The sequence below is a fragment of the Mycobacterium shottsii genome (assembly GCF_010728525.1).
GTDB lineage: Bacteria > Actinomycetota > Actinomycetes > Mycobacteriales > Mycobacteriaceae > Mycobacterium > Mycobacterium marinum.
Genome location: NZ_AP022572.1, coordinates 596,644 through 613,449, shown reverse-complemented (window position 1 = coordinate 613,449; position 16,806 = coordinate 596,644). Strand labels below are relative to the sequence as shown.

General features: G+C 66.0%; 9 protein-coding genes and 3 pseudogenes. 9 read left to right on the top strand and 3 right to left on the bottom strand.

Annotated elements, in window-relative coordinates; translation table 11 throughout:
* Positions 1-52: 52 nt before the first annotated feature.
* The 8 genes and pseudogenes from mycP to G6N41_RS02845 all read left to right on the top strand — a co-directional run bounded on the left by mycP (position 53) and on the right by G6N41_RS02845 (position 12,659).
* A pseudogene (mycP, locus tag G6N41_RS02880) lies at positions 53-1,548 on the top strand (type VII secretion-associated serine protease mycosin).
* Positions 1,545-3,149 (top strand): type VII secretion protein EccE, encoded by a 1,605-nt coding sequence (gene eccE / locus G6N41_RS02875; protein WP_198966547.1) that lies wholly within the window; start codon positions 1,545-1,547, stop codon positions 3,147-3,149. The pseudogene mycP and the gene eccE (G6N41_RS02875) overlap by 4 nt, the downstream one beginning before the upstream one ends.
* A 123-nt stretch (positions 3,150-3,272) precedes the next feature.
* On the top strand, positions 3,273-5,132 hold the full coding sequence (eccA, locus tag G6N41_RS02870) for a type VII secretion AAA-ATPase EccA (RefSeq protein ID WP_198967691.1): 1,860 nt from the start codon (positions 3,273-3,275) through the stop codon (positions 5,130-5,132).
* A gap of 256 nt (positions 5,133-5,388) precedes the next feature.
* Positions 5,389-6,729 carry a type VII secretion system ESX-1 serine protease mycosin MycP1 gene (mycP1, locus tag G6N41_RS02865; RefSeq protein WP_198966546.1) on the top strand — a complete coding sequence of 447 codons (1,341 nt, stop codon included), beginning with the start codon at positions 5,389-5,391 and terminating at the stop codon, positions 6,727-6,729.
* The gene (gene eccE / locus G6N41_RS02860; protein WP_198966545.1) at positions 6,726-8,123 is read left to right on the top strand and encodes a type VII secretion protein EccE; all 1,398 of its coding nucleotides are present in this window, start codon (positions 6,726-6,728) and stop codon (positions 8,121-8,123) included. Before mycP1 ends, eccE (G6N41_RS02860) begins: the two co-directional genes overlap by 4 nt.
* Before the next feature lie 99 nt (positions 8,124-8,222).
* Positions 8,223-9,587 carry an EspB family ESX-1 secretion system-associated protein gene (gene espB / locus G6N41_RS02855; protein ID WP_198966544.1) on the top strand — a complete coding sequence of 455 codons (1,365 nt, stop codon included), beginning with the start codon at positions 8,223-8,225 and terminating at the stop codon, positions 9,585-9,587.
* A 45-nt stretch (positions 9,588-9,632) separates the two neighbouring features.
* Entirely contained in the window at positions 9,633-9,971 is a 339-nt protein-coding gene (locus G6N41_RS02850) for a YbaB/EbfC family nucleoid-associated protein (RefSeq protein WP_038581196.1), read from the top strand.
* 408 nt (positions 9,972-10,379) lie between these two features.
* Positions 10,380-12,659 carry a secretion protein EspK gene (locus G6N41_RS02845; protein ID WP_198966543.1) on the top strand — a complete coding sequence of 760 codons (2,280 nt, stop codon included), beginning with the start codon at positions 10,380-10,382 and terminating at the stop codon, positions 12,657-12,659.
* Positions 12,660-13,314: 655 nt separating this feature from the next.
* Here G6N41_RS02845 and istB read toward each other — a convergent pair.
* Both istB and G6N41_RS02835 read right to left on the bottom strand, forming a co-directional pair.
* A complete protein-coding gene (gene istB / locus G6N41_RS02840; protein ID WP_198965366.1) occupies positions 13,315-14,127 on the bottom strand; it encodes an IS21-like element helper ATPase IstB in 813 nt (270 codons plus the stop codon).
* Positions 14,124-14,384, bottom strand: a pseudogene (locus tag G6N41_RS02835) (IS21 family transposase); the annotation flags it as partial. The pseudogene G6N41_RS02835 and the gene istB, both read right to left, overlap by 4 nt.
* A 46-nt stretch (positions 14,385-14,430) precedes the next feature.
* Here G6N41_RS02835 and G6N41_RS02830 point away from each other — a divergent pair.
* A complete protein-coding gene (locus tag G6N41_RS02830; protein ID WP_407663770.1) occupies positions 14,431-15,303 on the top strand; it encodes an IS5 family transposase in 873 nt (290 codons plus the stop codon).
* Positions 15,304-15,314: 11 nt separating this feature from the next.
* On the opposite strand, the pseudogene istA reads toward G6N41_RS02830, so the two are convergent.
* A pseudogene (gene istA, locus G6N41_RS02825) lies at positions 15,315-16,576 on the bottom strand (IS21 family transposase); the annotation flags it as partial.
* Between the last annotated feature and the right edge of the window lie 230 nt (positions 16,577-16,806).

Genomic DNA, 16,806 nt, shown 5'->3' with positions numbered 1-16,806 from the left:
GGTCGATCCGGCGCTGGTGCCGCCCGACGGTCCGCCGCACTCGGAGCATCCGATGCGCCGCGCCAACAGCTGCTCCACGCCGATCACGGTGAGAAATCCCGACGTGGCGCAACTGGCGCCGGGCTTTAGCCTTCTCAACATCAGCAAGGCGTGGCAGTACAGCACCGGAAAGGTGTGCCCGTGGCGGTCATCGACACCGGCGTTTCGCCCAATCCGCGGCTGCCGGTCGTCCCCGGCGGCGACTACATCATGGGCGAGGACGGTCTGTCAGACTGCGACGCCCATGGCACGGTGGTGAGCTCGATCATTGGCGCTGCGCCACAGGGAATTTTGCCAATGCCGCGGCCCATGCCGGCAACGCCGGCATTCCCCCCGCCAGCGGGGCCACCTGCGGTCAGCGCAGCACCGCCGCCACCGGTGGAGGTCCCGCCCCCGGTCCTCCCGCCGCCACCACCGACCCCGGTGACGATCACCCAGACCGTTCCACCGCCACCGCCGCCGCCCGAAGAGGGCGGCGCGATGATGCCTTCCAGCGGGCCTCCGGATCCACAGACCGAAGACGAACCGGCGGTGCCCCCGCCTCCGCCAGGAGCGCCAGACGGTGTGGTGGGAGTTGCACCGCACGCGACCATCATTTCGATCCGGCAGTCGTCGCGTGCCTTCGAACAGGTCAATCCGCCGCCAGCGGATCCCAACTCGGACGAGAGGGTGAAGGCTGGCACGCTGAGCACGCTGGCCCGCGCGGTGGTGCATGCGGCCAACATGGGGGCGAAGGTTATCAACATTTCGGTGACAGCCTGCCTGCCGGCCGCGGCGCCCGGCGATCAGGGCGCGCTGGGTGCGGCACTGTGGTACGCGGCCACCGTCAAGGATGCGGTGGTAGTGGCGGCGGCTGGCAACGATGGCGAAGCGGGCTGCGACAACAATCCGATGTATGACCCGCTGGACCCGTCAGATCCGCGGGACTGGCATCAGGTCAAGGTGGTCTCCGCACCGTCGTGGTTCTCCGATTGCGTCCTGTCGGTGGGTGCCGTGGATGCCAACGGTGCCGCGCTCGACAAGAGCATGTCGGGCCCGTGGGTCGCTGCGGCGGCTCCGGGAACGCACATCATGGGCCTGTCTCCCCAGGGCGGCGGGCCGGTCAATGCCTACCCGCCGTCTCGGCCGGGTGAGAAGAACATGCCGTTTTGGGGCACCAGCTTCTCGGCGGCATATGTCAGTGGTGTCGCCGCGCTGGTACGGGCGAAGTACCCGCAGCTCAGTGCGCATCAGGTGATCAACCGGATCGTGCAGTCGGCGCACAACCCGCCTTCGGGAGTCGACAACAAAGTCGGCTACGGGCTGGTCGATCCGGTTGCCGCCCTAACGTTCAACATCCCTGCCGGCGACCGCATGTCGCCAGGCGCGCAGAGTCGGGTGATCACCCCCGCGGCCCCGCCCCCACCCCCGGATCACCGGGCCCGCAACATCGCCCTCGGGTTCGTCGGCGTGGTAGCCGCCGGTGTCTTGGTGGTGGCAGTCGCGGCCCGGCTGCGGAGGTCGCGATGAGGCCCACACTGACCGGGTTCAGCCCGGGCAGCAATCGGCGGGTCGTCGGGATATGGGTGGTGTTCCTGCTGGTGTTGGTGTGCTGGCCGGTGGGCGGCTACATCGGCGCGGCGATCGCCGTGGTGGTGGGCATCCTCGCGGTGTTCGTGCCCTGGTGGGGTCAGCCGGCGTGGTCCTTGGCGGTGCTGTGGCGGCGGGGCCGGCGCCCGATCGACTGGGGCGCCCCGATCACGGTGGCCAACAACCGATCCGGGGGCGGCGTACGCGTGCAGGACGGTACCGCGGTGGTGGCGGTGCAACTGGTTGGCCGGGCACACCGGCCCACCCGAGTGACCGGCTCGGTCACCGTCGAAACCGACAACGTCATCGACATCGTCGAACTGGTGCCCATGCTGCACCATGCCCTCGGCCTGCAGCTCGACTCGATCAGCGCCGTGACATTCGGGTCACGGCACAGCACCGTGGGCGACTACCCACGGTTCTACGACTCAGAGATCGGCACCCCGCCCTATGCCGGCCGGCGGGAGACCTGGTTGATCATGCGGCTGCCGGTGATTGACAACACGCAAGCCCTGCAGTGGCGGACGACCGTAGGGACGGCCGCTATCTCGGTCGCCCAACGCGTCGCGGGGCTGCTGCGCTGTCAAGGTCTGCGGGCCAGGGTGGCCACTGCTACGGACTTGGTCGAGCTGGATCGACGATTGGGATCCGACGCGGTGGCTGGGCAGGCGCAGCGGTGGAAGGCCATCCGCGGCGAAGCAGGATGGATGACCACCTACGCCTACCCCGCTGAGGCGATCACGTCACGGGTCCTCGCTCAAGCGTGGACACTGCGCGCCGATGAGATCATCCAGAACGTAACGGTCTATCCGGATGCGACCTGCACCGCGACGATCACCATACGCACGCCGACTCCGGCGCCCACCCCGCCTAGCGTGATCCTGCGAAGGCTCAACGGTGAGCAGGCCGCCGCGGCCGCTGCCAACATGTGCGGTCCGCGCCCCAACCTGCGGGGACTGGGGCGAAGCCCGCTTCCGGCCCAGCTCATGGCCGAGATCGGACCTTCAGGTGTGCTGATCGGCAAGCTGAGCAACGGGGACCGGCTGATGGTCCCGCTCACCGATGCCGGCGAGCCGTCACGCGTATTCGTCGCGGCGGATGACCCGATCGCGAAACGCGTTGTCATCCGCACCGCCGGTGCGGGCGAACGGGTCAGCGTGCACACCCGCGACAACGAACGCTGGGCCAGCGTACGCATGCCGGAGGTCACCGTCGTCAACACGGCACGGCCCGCTCCGCGCACCACCGTTAGCGTCGTTGAGTACGCCGCGCGGCGGAGAAGGGGCGTCGACGACGGTGGCGGGATTGATAGTGCGATTGCGCCGACACCGAGACCGGCCACGGTGATTACCATTGTGCCGGCCGGTACAACGTTGTCCGATAGCAATCGCCATGGCTTTGAGGTGATGATCGAGCAGGTTGGTCGCTCGATGCTGAATGTCAGCGCAGCGGGCCAAGATTGGCTGCTAGAGATGGATTTGTTCCGCGCTGAGAACCGCTATGTCAGCCTCGAACCCGTCACGATGCCGGTCGCGACCTAGCAGATAACGACACAAGTTCGAGGCACGCTGTGATGAGCACAGGTAGTGGATGTGGCTGCAGCTACCCCGGGCGCCGAACGCAAGCTTGCCCGGCGGCCCGCGGTCGGTACGATAGCGGCCAGGGTGCCGAGGATGGGGCACACCATGGGTGATTTACACACTGCGCGTAGGTATTTCGATCGGGCAATGGATACGTTGGCGCGGCACGGACGGGCGGCGGCCCTGCCGGAGTTCGTCACGGCCACCGATGCGGATCCGTCTATGGCCGATGCCTGGCTGGGCCGGATTGCTGCCGGAGACGACAGCCTGGCCACGTTGAAACAGCTCTACGCGAACAGCGAATGGCTGCATCGCGAGACGACGCGGCTGGGCAGGACGTTGTCCGCTGATATTCAGCTGGGACCCTACGTCGGGATCACGGTGACCGACGCGTCACAGGTGGGCCTGGCGCTGTCGTCGGCGCTGGCGATCGCGGGTGAGCATGCCGAAGCCGACACGCTCCTGGACAACCGCGAGTTGCTGGATTCGTGGGCCAACTATCAGTGGCACCAGCTGGCCCGGACCTTTCTGATGTACGCCACGCAGCGGTGGCCCGATGTGTTGTCTACGGCCGCCGAGGAGCTACCGCCCCAGGCAATCGTCATGTCGGCGGTGACAGGGTCGATCTGTGCGTTGGCCGCGCATGCCGCGGCGCATCTGGGACAGGGCAGAGTCGCCATGGACTGGCTGGACCGCGTCGATGTGATCGGTCAAAGCAGGTCATCGGCCCGGTTCGACGCCCGCGTGCTGACCGCTTCGATCGGACCGGCCGACATCCCACTGTTGGTCGCCGACCTGGCCTATGTGCGCGGGATGGTGTATCGCCAGCTGAATGAGGAGGACCAGGCTCAGATCTGGCTGTCGAAGGCCACTATCAACGGGATGCTGACCGAGGCGGCCAAAGAGGCACTGGCCGATCCGAACCTGCGCCTGGTGGTCACCAGCGAAGAAACCATCTCCAGCCGCACCGATCGCTGGGATCCGTCCACCGCAAAGAGCCGCGACGAACTCCATGACGATGACGCCGCGGACCGGCGCGCCGAGTTGCTCGCCGAGGGGCGCGAGCTGCTGGCCAATCAGGTGGGGCTGGCGGTGGTCAAACAGGCGGTGTCGGCGCTCGAGGATCAGCTCGAGGTCCGCGTGATGCGGCTGGAACACGGCCTTCCGGTCGAGGGGCAGACCAACCACATGCTTTTGGTGGGGCCGCCGGGCACGGGTAAGACGACAACGGCCGAGGCGCTGGGCAAGATCTATGCCGGCCTGGGCATCGTGCGGCACCCCGAAGTCCGGGAGGTGCGCCGGTCGGACTTCTGTGGTCACTACATCGGTGAGTCGGGCCCCAAGACAAATGAGCTGATCGAAAAGTCCCTTGGCCGAATTATTTTCATGGACGAGTTTTACTCACTGGTGGAACGTCACCAGGACGGAACACCGGACATGATTGGCATGGAGGCGGTCAACCAGCTCCTGGTCAAGTTGGAGACGCACCGATTCGATTTCTGTTTCATCGGTGCGGGCTATGAGGATCAGGTCGACGAATTCCTCAGCGTGAATCCGGGTTTGGCCGGCCGATTCAATCGCAAGCTGCGCTTTGAGTCCTATTCGCCCACGGAAATCGTCGAGATCGGGCAGCGCTATGCCGCGCCGCGCGCCAGCCTGCTCGATGAGGCGGCGCGCGAGACCTTTTTGGATGCGGCCACCACCATCCGCAACTACACCACCCCGGGTGGGCAACACGGGATCGATGCCATGCAGAACGGGCGGTTCGCGCGCAACGTCATCGAGCGCGCCGAGGGATATCGGGACACTCGAGTGGTCGCCCAGAAGCGAGCGGGGCGAGCGGTGTCCGTCGAGGATCTTCAGATGATCGCCGCTGGTGATGTCGAAGCCGCGGTGCGCAGCGTGTGCGCGGACAACCGTGACATGGCCGCCATCGTTTGGTGACGGGTCGCGCCGGTTGGCGAGGGTAAGCCCGGGCGCGTGGAATGGCATGTGTTCGTGCAGCTTTGAGCGACGCCCGGGCCGGCACGGCACGGTGTGCGGAGCCAGTTGCCGACGCCGCTTGGTCACAGTTCAGGATGGAAAGGCTGGCACCGGGTTGAATAGCGTCGTTTACGCGCCCGTTACGTCTAAAATGCAGGCACGACTGAAACGAGCGTGCCAGAGCTTCACTGCGGCTAGAGAACGGAGTGATTCCGGGGTGCACCGGACCTTGCTGACGATGGTCGCGCTGGCGTTGCTGACCGCACCGCCGGCTTTGGCAATCGATCCTCCCTCGATCGATCCCGGCGCGGTACCGCCGGATGTAACCGGTCCCGACCAACCCACCGAGCAGAGAGTGCTCTGTACCAGCCCCACGACGCTGCCCGATTCCAGCTTTCACGATCCGCCGTGGAGTAACGCCTATATGGGTGTCGGAGGGGCCCACAAGTTTGCGACCGGGGCCGGCGTCACGGTGGCGGTGATCGATACCGGCGTGGATGCCTCACCACGGGTCCCGGCCGAGCCGGGCGGGGACTTCGTCGATCAGGCCGGCGACGGACTGTCGGACTGTGATGCGCACGGCACGCTCACGGCCTCGATTATCGGCGGGCGCCCCGCACCGACTGACGGTTTCGTCGGGGTTGCCCCCGACGTGCGACTGCTTTCGTTGCGCCAGACATCGGAGGCCTTCGAACCGGTTGGCTCCCAACCCAACCCCAATGATCCCAACGCGACGCCGGCGGCCGGGTCCATCCGCAGTCTTGCCCGTGCGGTGGTGCATGCGGCCAACCTCGGGGCGGGAGTGATCAACATCAGCGAGGCGGCGTGCTACAAGGTGAGCAGGCCGATCGACGAAATAAGTCTGGGCGCGGCCATCGACTATGCGGTCAACGCCAAGAACGCCGTGGTCGTGGTCGCCGCGGGTAACACCGGCGGCGACTGCTCGCAGAATCCGATGCCCGACGCGTCGACACCCAATGATCCCCGGGGCTGGAACAAGGTGCAGACCGTGGTCACACCGGCTTGGTATGCGCCCTTGGTGCTGACTGTCGGGGGCATCGGCCAGAACGGGGTACCGAGTTCGTTTTCCATGCACGGACCGTGGGTGGGGGTAGCGGCACCCGCGGAGAACATCATCGCGCTCGGTGATCACGGCGAACCGGTCAACGCCCTGCAAGGTCGAGAAGGACCCGTCCCGATCGCCGGCACCTCGTTTGCGGCGGCTTATGTCTCGGGTCTGGCCGCGCTGGTCCGGCAACGGTTTCCGGAACTGACGCCGGTGCAGGTGATGAACCGGATCACGGCCACCGCGAGACATCCCGGAGGCGGTATCGACAATCTCGTCGGCTCCGGGGTGGTCAATGCCGTCGCGGCGCTGACGTGGGACATCCCGCCGGGCCCGGCGTCGGTGCCCCCCAGCGTCAGACGACTACCGCCCCCACGCATCGAACCCGGCCCGGATCACCGCCCGATCACCATGGTGGCGGTGTCGCTACTGGGGCTGACGCTGGTGCTCGGATTGGGCACGTTGGCCGCCCGGGCGTTGAGGCGCCGATGAGGAACCCCTTCAGTTCAATACGGTTCCGGGTCAACACCGGTCACACACTTGTCGTTGCGGTGCTGGCGCCGCCCTGCATCATGATGTTCCTGCACCTGCGCTACTGGTGGGTGGGCATCGCCCTGGTAGCGCTGGGCGTCATCGAGGCGACGGTGACTTTCGCCGGTCGTCGGGTCACCGGGTGGGTGGCTACCGTGTTCGCCTGGTTGCGTCGGCGTCGGCGACCGCCGGATGTCCCGTCCGAGCCGGTGGTTGGTGCCACCGTGAAGCCGGGGGATCACGTCGCGGTGCGTTGGCGACGCGACCGGTTGATTGCGGTGATCGAACTCAAACCCCGCCCGTTTACCCCGACGGTCATCGTCGACGGCAAGGGCCACACCGACGACGTGCTGGACACCCGGCTGCTCGAGGACCTGCTGTCGGTGCATTGCCCGGACCTGGAAGCAGATGTGGTCTCGGCGGGCTACCGCGTTGGCAACACTGCCTCCGAAGAGGTGGTGAGCCTTTACCAGCGGGTGATCGGCGCCGATCCGGCTCCCGCAAGCCGGCGGACCTGGATCATGCTGCGAGCAGACCCGGAACAAACCCGCAAGTCTGCGCAGCGCCGCGAGGCCGGCCTCGCCGGTTTGGCTCGGTATCTGGTGGCGTCGGCGACTCGCATCGCCGATGGCCTGGCCAGCAACGGCGTCGACGCGGTATGCGGGCGCAGCTTCGACGACTACGACCACGCCACCGACATCGGTTATGTGCGGGAGAAATGGTCGATGATCAAGGGCCACGACAGCTACACCGCCGCCTACACAGCACCCGGCGGCCCGGATTTGTGGTGGTCCGCACGAGCGGACCACACCATTACCAGGGTCCGGATCGCTCCCGGGATGCCGCCGCGGTCCACGGTGTTGCTGACCACAGTGGGAAAGCCCAAGACTCCCCGGGGCTTCTCGCGCCTGTTCGGCGGTCAGCGGCCGGCGTTGGAAGGGCAGACCCTGGTTGCCAATCACCACTGCCAACTGCCAATCGGATCAGCGGGCGTGTTAATCGGCGAGACCGTGAACCGCTGCCCGGTGTACATGCCGTTCGATGACGTGGATGCGACCGTCAACCTGGGGGACGCCCAGACCTTCACCCAGTTCGCGGTGCGTTCGGCGGCTGCCGGGGGTGTCGTCACCGTGGGACCACACTTCGAACAATTCGCCGGGCTTATCGGTGCCCATGTCGGTGCGGAGGCCAAGGTGGTGTGGCCGAACGCGACGACCTATCTGGGCGCACACCCCGGTATCGATCGGGTGATCCTGCGTCACAACTTGGTCGGCACCCCGCGACACCGCAAGTTGCCGATCCGGCGGGTCTCTCCACCTGAGGAAAGTCGCTTCCAGATGGCCCTGCCCAAGTAGGTCGAAGTGGGCTGGAAGAGGGCGGCGAAATTTTTTGGTGCAGCAAGCGGTCGTTTCAGGGACGATAATGGCATGGAGCACTAAGGAGGACGATCCGACATGAGCCAGCCGCAGACCGTCACGGTGGATCAGCAGGAAATCTTGAACAGGGCCAACGAGGTGGAGGCGCCGATGGCGACTCCGCCCACTGATGTGCCCCAGGCACCGTGCGGCCTCACGGCAGCCACCAACGCGGCCGAACAACTGGCGGTCTCCGCCGACAACGTCCGCCTATATCTGCAGGCAGGCGAGCGGGAGCGGCAACGTCTGGCGACGTCGCTGCGTAACGCCGCCGCGGCTTATGGCGAGGTCGAGGACGAGTCCGCAACCGCGCTCGATAACGACGGCAATGGCGAGGTCGAAGCCCAATCTGCGGGCGGCGCCGGCGCCGGCCAGACCGATTCACTGGAGGAAACCCCGAAGGTGGCGGCCGCGGGGGAATCAGACTTCACCGACCTCAAGACCGCGGCGACGAAGCTCGAATCCGGTGACCAGGGCACGTCGTTGGTCAACTTCGCCGACGGGTGGAACAACTTCAACCTGGCCCTGCAACGCGACATCAAGCGGTTCCGGATCTTCGAGAACTGGGAGGGTGACGCCGCTACCGCCTGCGAGGCCTCGATGTACCAGCAGAAGGAGTGGATACTCCACATGGCCAAGCTGAGTGCATCGCTGGCCAAGCAGGCCAATTTCATGGCGCAACTGCAGCTGTGGGCCAGGCGGGGGCACCCCACCCTGGCCGACATCGTCGAACTCGAGAGACTGGCGAAAGACCCGGACTATCAAGAGCAAGCCATCAAGCTCTACGCCGAGTATCAAGAGACCTCGGAGAAGGTGTTGAGCGAATACAACACCAAGGCTGATCGGGAGCCGGTGAATCCGCCGAAGCCTCCGGCGGCGATCAAGATCGACCCGCCGCCACCCGCGCAACCGCAGGGCCTGATCCCGGGCTTCTTGATGCCGCCCGGCGACGGTTCCACCGGGCTGGCCTCGGGAATGACGCCCCCGATGATTCCGCCCACCGGTGGAGCGGGCGGCACACCCGACGTCAACACCGCCGAGCTCACCTCGGCGGGTCGCGAGGCGGCGTCCAACCTGTCCAAGGGCCTCGGTGTCAAACCGATGTCTTTGGGCGGCGGCGGTGGTGGTCTCGGCGGGATGCCGATGGGTGATGCGGCCCTGGCCGGCGGCGAGTCCGTGCGACCGGCCGCGGCAGGGGACGTCGCCGGTGCCGGCCAGGGTGGTGGCGCCGCAGGTCGCGGAATGGCCGGAGGCGGCATGGGAATGCCGATGGGCGGCGCTGGCCAGGGCCAGGGCGGCGCCAAGTCCAAGGGCGCTCAACAAGACGAGGAAGCGCTCTACACCGAGGACCGCGAGTGGACCGAGGCCGTAATCGGTAACCGCCGCCGTCAGGACAACAAGTAGCCGTCAGGACAGTCGTCAGGACAGTAAGGAGTCAAGGTGACCAGCATGGAGATGGACCCCCAAGTCGCGCAGGTGTTGGCGTTGGCGGCACGGTTCCAGTCGGCCTTGGACGGAACGCTGAACCAAATGAATACCGGCAATTTCCGTGGCAAAGACGACACCGAGACGGTCGAGGTGACGATCAATGGGCACCAGTGGCTCACCGCTGTGCGCATCGACGACGGCCTGCTGAAGGAAGTTGGTCCGGAGGTCGTTAGTGCGCGGGTCAACCAGGCGTTGAAGAACGCCCAGGCCGCCGCATCCAAATACAACGACGCGGCGGGAGAAAAGCTGACCGCGGTGTTGTCCTCAATGTCTCAAACAATGAACAACGGGATGGTCTGATCCGTCCCTGCGCCAGGGGTGGAAACAGTCCCCTCGGCGCGCCTGTCAGCGGCTGTTGGTTCGCGCTAGCGGACCATTGACGCCACCGCGGTGGTGCCTCGTGTCGCGGCGTCTGCGTCGTTCTGCGCGCGGCTCAACCCTGCGCGAAATCTCTCCGATACGGCGGTCTGCCGTGCTGTGGTGTTATTTCCGTCGGCCCGTCCCGATCCCCAAATTGGCGCATCTAGCTGGTCTTAACCTCGGTTACGCTGGTTAACCATGGCGTCCGGTACCACTGACCAGCTGACGCGGCCCGCAAGCCAGCGCAACGGCGGTGCGGTGTGCGCGCCGGTCCAACGATCCACTGCGGGTACCTACCTGACAGGTCTGGTCGCTGCGGCCTGGATGCTGCGGGGAGGAGAGTAGGCAATGGGTATTCCGAGGCCGACGGGGGAGTACGCCGGGCGGATGCTTGAGGCGGGTGGGTGGCCCGACGCTGACGAGGACATCCACTACGACCGGGCTCGCGAGTACAACCGGGTCCTGCACCTGTTTACCGATGTGATGGACGCCTGCCGGCACCAGCAGGTCGAGGTCTTCGACGGTGGTTTCTGGTCCGGTGGTGCCGCCAGTGCGGCCAACGGTGCGCTGGGCGGCAATCTCGAGCAAATGAGCACGCTGCAGGACTATCTCGCCACGGTTATTACCTGGCACCAGCATGTGGCTGGGTTGATCGCCGAGGCGAAGGCAAACATTGACAACAACGTGGACGGTGCTCATCGCGAAATACGGGTTCTAGAGGGCAACGCCGACCTTGACCCCGAGGAGCGCAAGGCGGCGATCGCATCCCTGATCCGCTCAGCTCACGAGGCCAACTCGGGTCTGGTGGCCGAAGCCGCTGAGCAGGTTCTGGCATCCAGAAACTGGAAGCCGCCGCACAATGCGCTCAAGGATCTGCTGCACCAGGTGACGCCTCCGGCCCCGGGCATTCCGTCGGTGACCGTGCCGACGCCAGGTCAGCCAGCCCCGAGGCCACCGGGACCGAAGCCGTTCGAACCCACGCCGGTCAACCCGCACAAGCCGGTTACCCCGGGCGGACCGGGCACGCCGGTGAACCCGAAGCCGGGTGCTCCGGTGGTTCCGACACCCGGCGGGCCAACGCACCCGGTTACCCCGGGGACCCCGGGTATCCCGGGTACTCCGATCACCCCAGGTACTCCGATCACCCCGGGCAAGCCGGTGACGCCGGTCACCCCGGGCAAGCCGAAGCCAGGGAAGCCCGACACCCCGGTCTTGCCGGTCGAGCCAACCCCTGCCCCAGCGCCGGCCCCTGCGCCCGCCCCGGCACCTGCCCCAGCGCCGGCACCGCAGCCCGCGCCAGCTCCGGGGCCCGGTCCGCAGCCGGGGCCCACCGACCCGGGCGCGAGTCCGCAGCCCGCGCCATCGCAGCCGGGGTCGCCGTCCACGCCGGGGCAGCCGTCAACCGACCCGGCTCACGTGAAGCCGGCAGCGGCGACGGAGACGTCCACGGCACCGTCAACCCAGCCGTCGGGACCTTCGGGCCCTGCGCACGGCGACGACTCGTCGGGAGGGGCCGCGGCCGCACCTGCCGCCAGCGCGATGCCGGGCGGCGGTCGAGGAGTGTCCGCAGGATCAAGCTCGGGCCTGTCCTCGGCCGGAGCGAGTTCGAGCACAAGCCAGTCAGCGGCCTCGGGTGCCGGCTCGCGTGCCGCCTCGGGGCGCGCACCGGTGGAGTCGGGCGGCCGGGGCCCCAATACGGCCGCGCCGCGCCCGGCGGCGGCTCGCACCGCATCGCCGACCCGTCCGGCTCCGGAGCGACCCAAGCCGGACGAAAAAGAGAAGTCCGAAGCGCCCGATGCCGTTACGCCATCGCCGATGGTTCCGGTCTCGGCGGCGCGGGCCGCGCGCGATGCCATCGCTTCGGCGTCTCGTCGCAATCAAAAGAAGGACCCCTTGCGGTTGGCGCGACGCATCGCGGCCGCGTTGAACGCGCCCGACACCTACAACAAGGGCGACTACGGGTTCTTCTGGATCACCGCGGTGACCCCCGACGGCGACATCGTGGTGGCCAACAGTTATGGGCTGGCCTACATACCCGAGAATGTCGAGCTACCGCACAAGGTCTACATGGCCAGCGCTGACCATGCGATCCCGGCCGATGAGCAGGCCCGGTTCGCCACCTACCCGGTGTTGGCCGTTCAGGGTTGGGCGGCGTTTCACGACTTGAAGCTGCGCGCGGTGATCGGGACGGCCGAACAATTGGCTAACTCGGACGCGGGCGCGGCCAAGATCATCCTGGAAGCCGACGACATTCCGGAGAGCGGCAAGATGACCGGACGTCCGCGGCTCGAGGTGGTAGACCCTTCGGCGGCGGCCCAGCTGGCAGAGACCGAAGATCTGCGGCTGCTGGAGTTGCTGCCGCCGGCGCCGGCCGACGCCAATCCGCCAGACGACGAGCGGCACATGTTCTGGTTCGACCTGATGAAGCCGATGACGAGTAACGCCACCGGACGCGAGGTCGCGCACCTGCGTGCATTCCGCGCCTATGCCGAACATTGCCAGGAGATCGCGCTGCACCAGGCATACAGCGCGGCAGACGCTGAAGCCCAGCGGCCCGCGGTCGCCGACTGGCTGTACTGGCGTTATGTCGCCGGGCTGCTTGCCAACGCTTTGGCGGACGCGTCCTGAATTCGGAGTGATCCGATCCCCCGCCAGGGCCTCGCCGGAGACGACACTGCTGTGCGCGTGCCTGAACAAGGCCGCTGCCAGTGCGTTTTCGAAAGTAAGTTATAGTTGATTCCGAAATTCATACACGATTCTTCCGCGATCAATTTCAGAAGTTACTTCTGATTTATATCAGAAGTTCATTCTGAAATATCCAGGCCTGAATTTTGTGTGATATCCGGCGAATTCGGTGGCGATAATTGCTGGTGCCTTACGGGGCGGTTCGGCGCGGCAGAGCAGATGCGAACACCCGATGTTCGCTCTCGAGTGCGTCGGCGTGCGGACAGGCGTGCAGCCTGCTTAGCAGCGTTTTCGACATGACGATGCGGGACAGCCGTGCTGGGCGGCACAACGATAGCTCGAAAGGAATCTTCGTCTCATGCACCCGGATGAAGCGGCGACCTATAACCGAATCTTTGAAGATTTGCTCGCCCACTTAGAGCCGGACGCAGGATTGTTTGAACCTGACGGATTCGAATCGGACGCATGGGAGACCCAATTTGACGGATTCGAATCGGACGTAGGGGAGATTGAGCGAGAAGCGGAAGCGGGGTGTCAATGGCCAAGTTGAAGTATCCGCTGGTGGCCAGATAGAAGTATCCACCCCGGGCGGTAGTTCCTAGGTTGGTGTGGGTTGCTCCTTCCGGTGCTGGGCGTCCTTCATGCGGTAGGAGTCGCCGTCGGTGATGACGAGGGTGGCGTGGTGTAGCAGGCGGTTGAGGATGCTGACTGCGGTGGTCTGCTCGGGCAGGAACCGGCCCCATTGTTCGAAGGGCCAGTGTGACCCGATGGCCAGGCTGCGGCGTTCGTAGGCGCCGGCGACCAAGCGGAACAGCAGTTGGGTACCGGTGTCATCGAGTGGGGCGAAGCCGAGTTCGTCCAAGATGATCAGGTCGACCCGCAGCAGCGATTCGATGATCTTGCCGACGGTGTTGTCGGCCAGGCCGCGGTAGAGGGTCTCGACGAGATCAGCGGCGGTGAAGTAGCGGACCCTGAGCCCGGCGTGGATCGCCGCGGTCCCCAACCCGATCAGGGTGTGGGATTTGCCGGTGCCGGCCGGGCCGATGATCGCCAGGTTCTGTTGGGCCCGTATCCATTCCAGACTTGACAGGTAGTCGAAAACCTTCGGCGGGATCGACGAGGCGGCCACGTCGAAGGACTCCAACGTTTTCGAGACGGGGAACGCGGCGGCCTTGAGTCGGTTGACGATGTTGGAGGCATCCCGGGCGGCCAGTTCGGTCTCGACGAGCGTGCGCAGCACTTCCTCAGGAGTCCAGCGTTGGGTCTTGGCGGTCAGCAAGACCTCGGGTGCGCTGCGCCGCACCGCGGCCAACTTCAACCGCCGCAGCCCGGCATCCAGATCAGCGGCCAGCGGCGGCAACGACGGCGGCGCCACGGGTTCGACGGCAGTCGTTGGTGATGTCGTGGTCATGAGATCACCTCGTCATCGGCTCCGACGGGTCCGATCTTGTAGGCGTCCAGGGAACGCATCGGGGCGACCGGTAGGTCCAGAATCAGCGCATCCCCGGCAGGGCGGGGTTGTGGGGTTCCGGTGCCCGCGGCCAGGATGGAGCGCACGTCGGCGGCCCGGAACCGGCGAAACGCTACCGCCCGGTGCAGCGCCGCGATCAGCGCGTCGGTGCCGTGGGCGGCCCCCAGGGCGAGCAGGATCTCCAGCTCTGCGGCTAGGGCGTGTCTGCTTAATGTGAATGGTGTTTTGGCTGATGCTGTTTGGGTGATGCGGACGCATGCGATTTCTGATGATTTGTGGTCGCTGATCGTGGCGGTGTTGCCTGCGGGGCGGCGGCGTGGCCGGCCGTGGAACGATCATCGACGTACTCTGGAGGGCATTATCTGGCGTTACCGTACGGGATCTCCGTGGTGTGACCTGCCCGAGCACTTCGGTCCCTGGCAATCGGTGGCCGAGAGGCATCTACGCTGGTCGGTCGATGGCATCTACGCGCGGATCTTCGCGGCGATCGCCTCTGACCTCGACGCCGAGGACGCCGACCTGGGCGCACTGTTGTCGGTCGATTCGACCAGTGTGCGCGCCCACCAACACGCAGCCGGGCGCGCCCCGGGCGCCGCACAGGGGGATCTGTCGAATTACAAGAAATATCTCGATGAGCCCGATGACCACGCCATTGGGCATTCCCGCGGCGGGCTGACTACCAAGATCCACGCCTTGACCGACCAGCTGTGCAGTCCGGTCACCCTGGCACTGTCGGCCGGTCAAGCCGGTGATAATCCGATGCTTTGGCCATTGCTGGCCGCCCGGTGCAGCAACTCATACGCCCCGTTTCGCCTGCTGGCGGACAAGGCGTACTCCTATGACTCGACGCGGGCACAGCTGCGCCGGCTCAAGATCGCCCATACCATCCCCGAGCGCAGCGACCAGATCACCCGCCGCAAAGCCAAAGGCCGCAACGGAGGACGGCCTCCGGGGTTCTCAGGCCGAATTTACAAGCACCGCAACACCGTCGAGCGAAGCTTCAACCGGCTCAAACACTGGCGCGCGGTCGCCACCTGCTACGACGAATACGCCCTGACCTACCTCGGCGGTGTCACCCTGGCCGCCATCATCACCTACCACCGCGTCCGCAATTAGCAGACAGGACCTAGTCGGGTGTTGTCGATCGCCGCGGCGCCGACGAGGAATGCCTCGGCGTCCGCGCCGAGGGCGCAGAACTGCTTCTCCACGCTGGTCTTGGGCCGCGGGCCCCGACTCGGTGCCAGCCTTGGCCCGTCGTAGTGCTCATCGAGGATCGACGCTGAGTCTGGGGCGACCAGTTCGTGTTCGGCCACGATCATCCCGGTAGCCGGTTCGACCAGGCAGACCGCGCCGTGATCGACCACCACTGCCACGGTGGTGCCGATCAGCCGGGTGGGTACCGAGTAGCGGGCCGAGCCGTAGCGCACACAGGAGAGTCGGTCGACCTTGCGCAGCACCGTGGGCGCCCCGATCTGTAAGCGCAACGATGGAAGTGGTTGCAGTACTTGGCGTTCGGAGACCAACCGTTCGTCGGGAATCGCCTGAATCTCCGAGTGCGCCAGGGCATTGACCTCGTCGCACCACGCCGCCGCAGCGGCGTTGGCGGCCCGGATGTCGATCGGCACGCCGTCGACAGCGGACTGGGTCAGCAGCGGCACCGCCAGGTCGCGTTGGGCATAGCCGCACAGGTTCTCCACGATGCCCTTGGATTGTGGGTCGTTGGCGTGACAGAAGTCCGGGGCGAACCCGTAATGGGTGGCCAGTCGGATGTAATCCGGGGTCGGGACGACCACATTGGCGACTACCCGCCTTTGAGGCAGGCCATCCGATCAGCCAGCACCCACGCCGGGACCCCGCCGATCGCCGACAGGGTTTCGGCGATCAACGCCAGCGTGGTCGAGGCCTTCTGGTCGGCGGCGAAACGCACGAATCGCCACCGGGAGAATGCCAGCACCGCGCAGAACAGGAACAATCCCGGTGCCGCTTGGGCCCAGTCGATCACCAGGTACTGCCCTGGTGACCATACCGCTGGACGGCGCCCGCAGTGATTGGCGCTGCGCCACAACGTCTTCGCCTCGGCAACAAGACGCCGGAAGTTGCGATCCGAGCCTTGGTAGCCTGCGGTGCGGGCGATCGGCAGCAGCCGCTTGGCCGAGATCCGGCCTCCAGATTTCTCGACACGTTCGGCGACCAGCTCGGCCACCGAATCGTAGTTGTGCCCTCGTTCGGCCCGCCGTGCCGGCGGTATGCCGGCCTGGTCGGCCTCGAATTTGTCGATGATCTTCTTGACGGTGCGATGCGTGGTGCCGCACGCGTCGGCGGCGGCCCGGTACGACCCGAGCTGTTGATCGGCAGAAATGATGTCCATGCGGTCCTTCACAGACTTCAATGGAACTCCCCGGTGGTGATGGCCATTGGTTGGCGCCTTCACCGTCACCATCGGGGACCACAGTTCCTGATCGACACGACGAACACGGGGTGGATACTTTTATCTGGCCAAAACTGGATACCTCGACTTGGCCACCAGTGGCTACTTTTTCATGGCCACGGACAGTTGTCGTGCTCACTGCCGGCCTGATTGTGCCGGGCACTGGGGCGATTGTTCTCGGGGACACGCGG

What these genes read in the sequence shown, in the direction of transcription:
- eccE (WP_198966547.1), top strand. Translation starts at nt 1,545, where the DNA reads ATGAGGCCCACACTGACCGGGTTCAGCCCGGGCAGCAATCGGCGGGTC.
- istB (WP_198965366.1), bottom strand. Translation starts at nt 14,127, where the DNA reads ATGACCACGACATCACCAACGACTGCCGTCGAACCCGTGGCGCCGCCG.
- espB (WP_198966544.1), top strand. Translation starts at nt 8,223, where the DNA reads ATGAGCCAGCCGCAGACCGTCACGGTGGATCAGCAGGAAATCTTGAAC.
- eccE (WP_198966545.1), top strand. Translation starts at nt 6,726, where the DNA reads ATGAGGAACCCCTTCAGTTCAATACGGTTCCGGGTCAACACCGGTCAC.
- G6N41_RS02850 (WP_038581196.1), top strand. Translation starts at nt 9,633, where the DNA reads ATGGAGATGGACCCCCAAGTCGCGCAGGTGTTGGCGTTGGCGGCACGG.
- G6N41_RS02845 (WP_198966543.1), top strand. Translation starts at nt 10,380, where the DNA reads ATGGGTATTCCGAGGCCGACGGGGGAGTACGCCGGGCGGATGCTTGAG.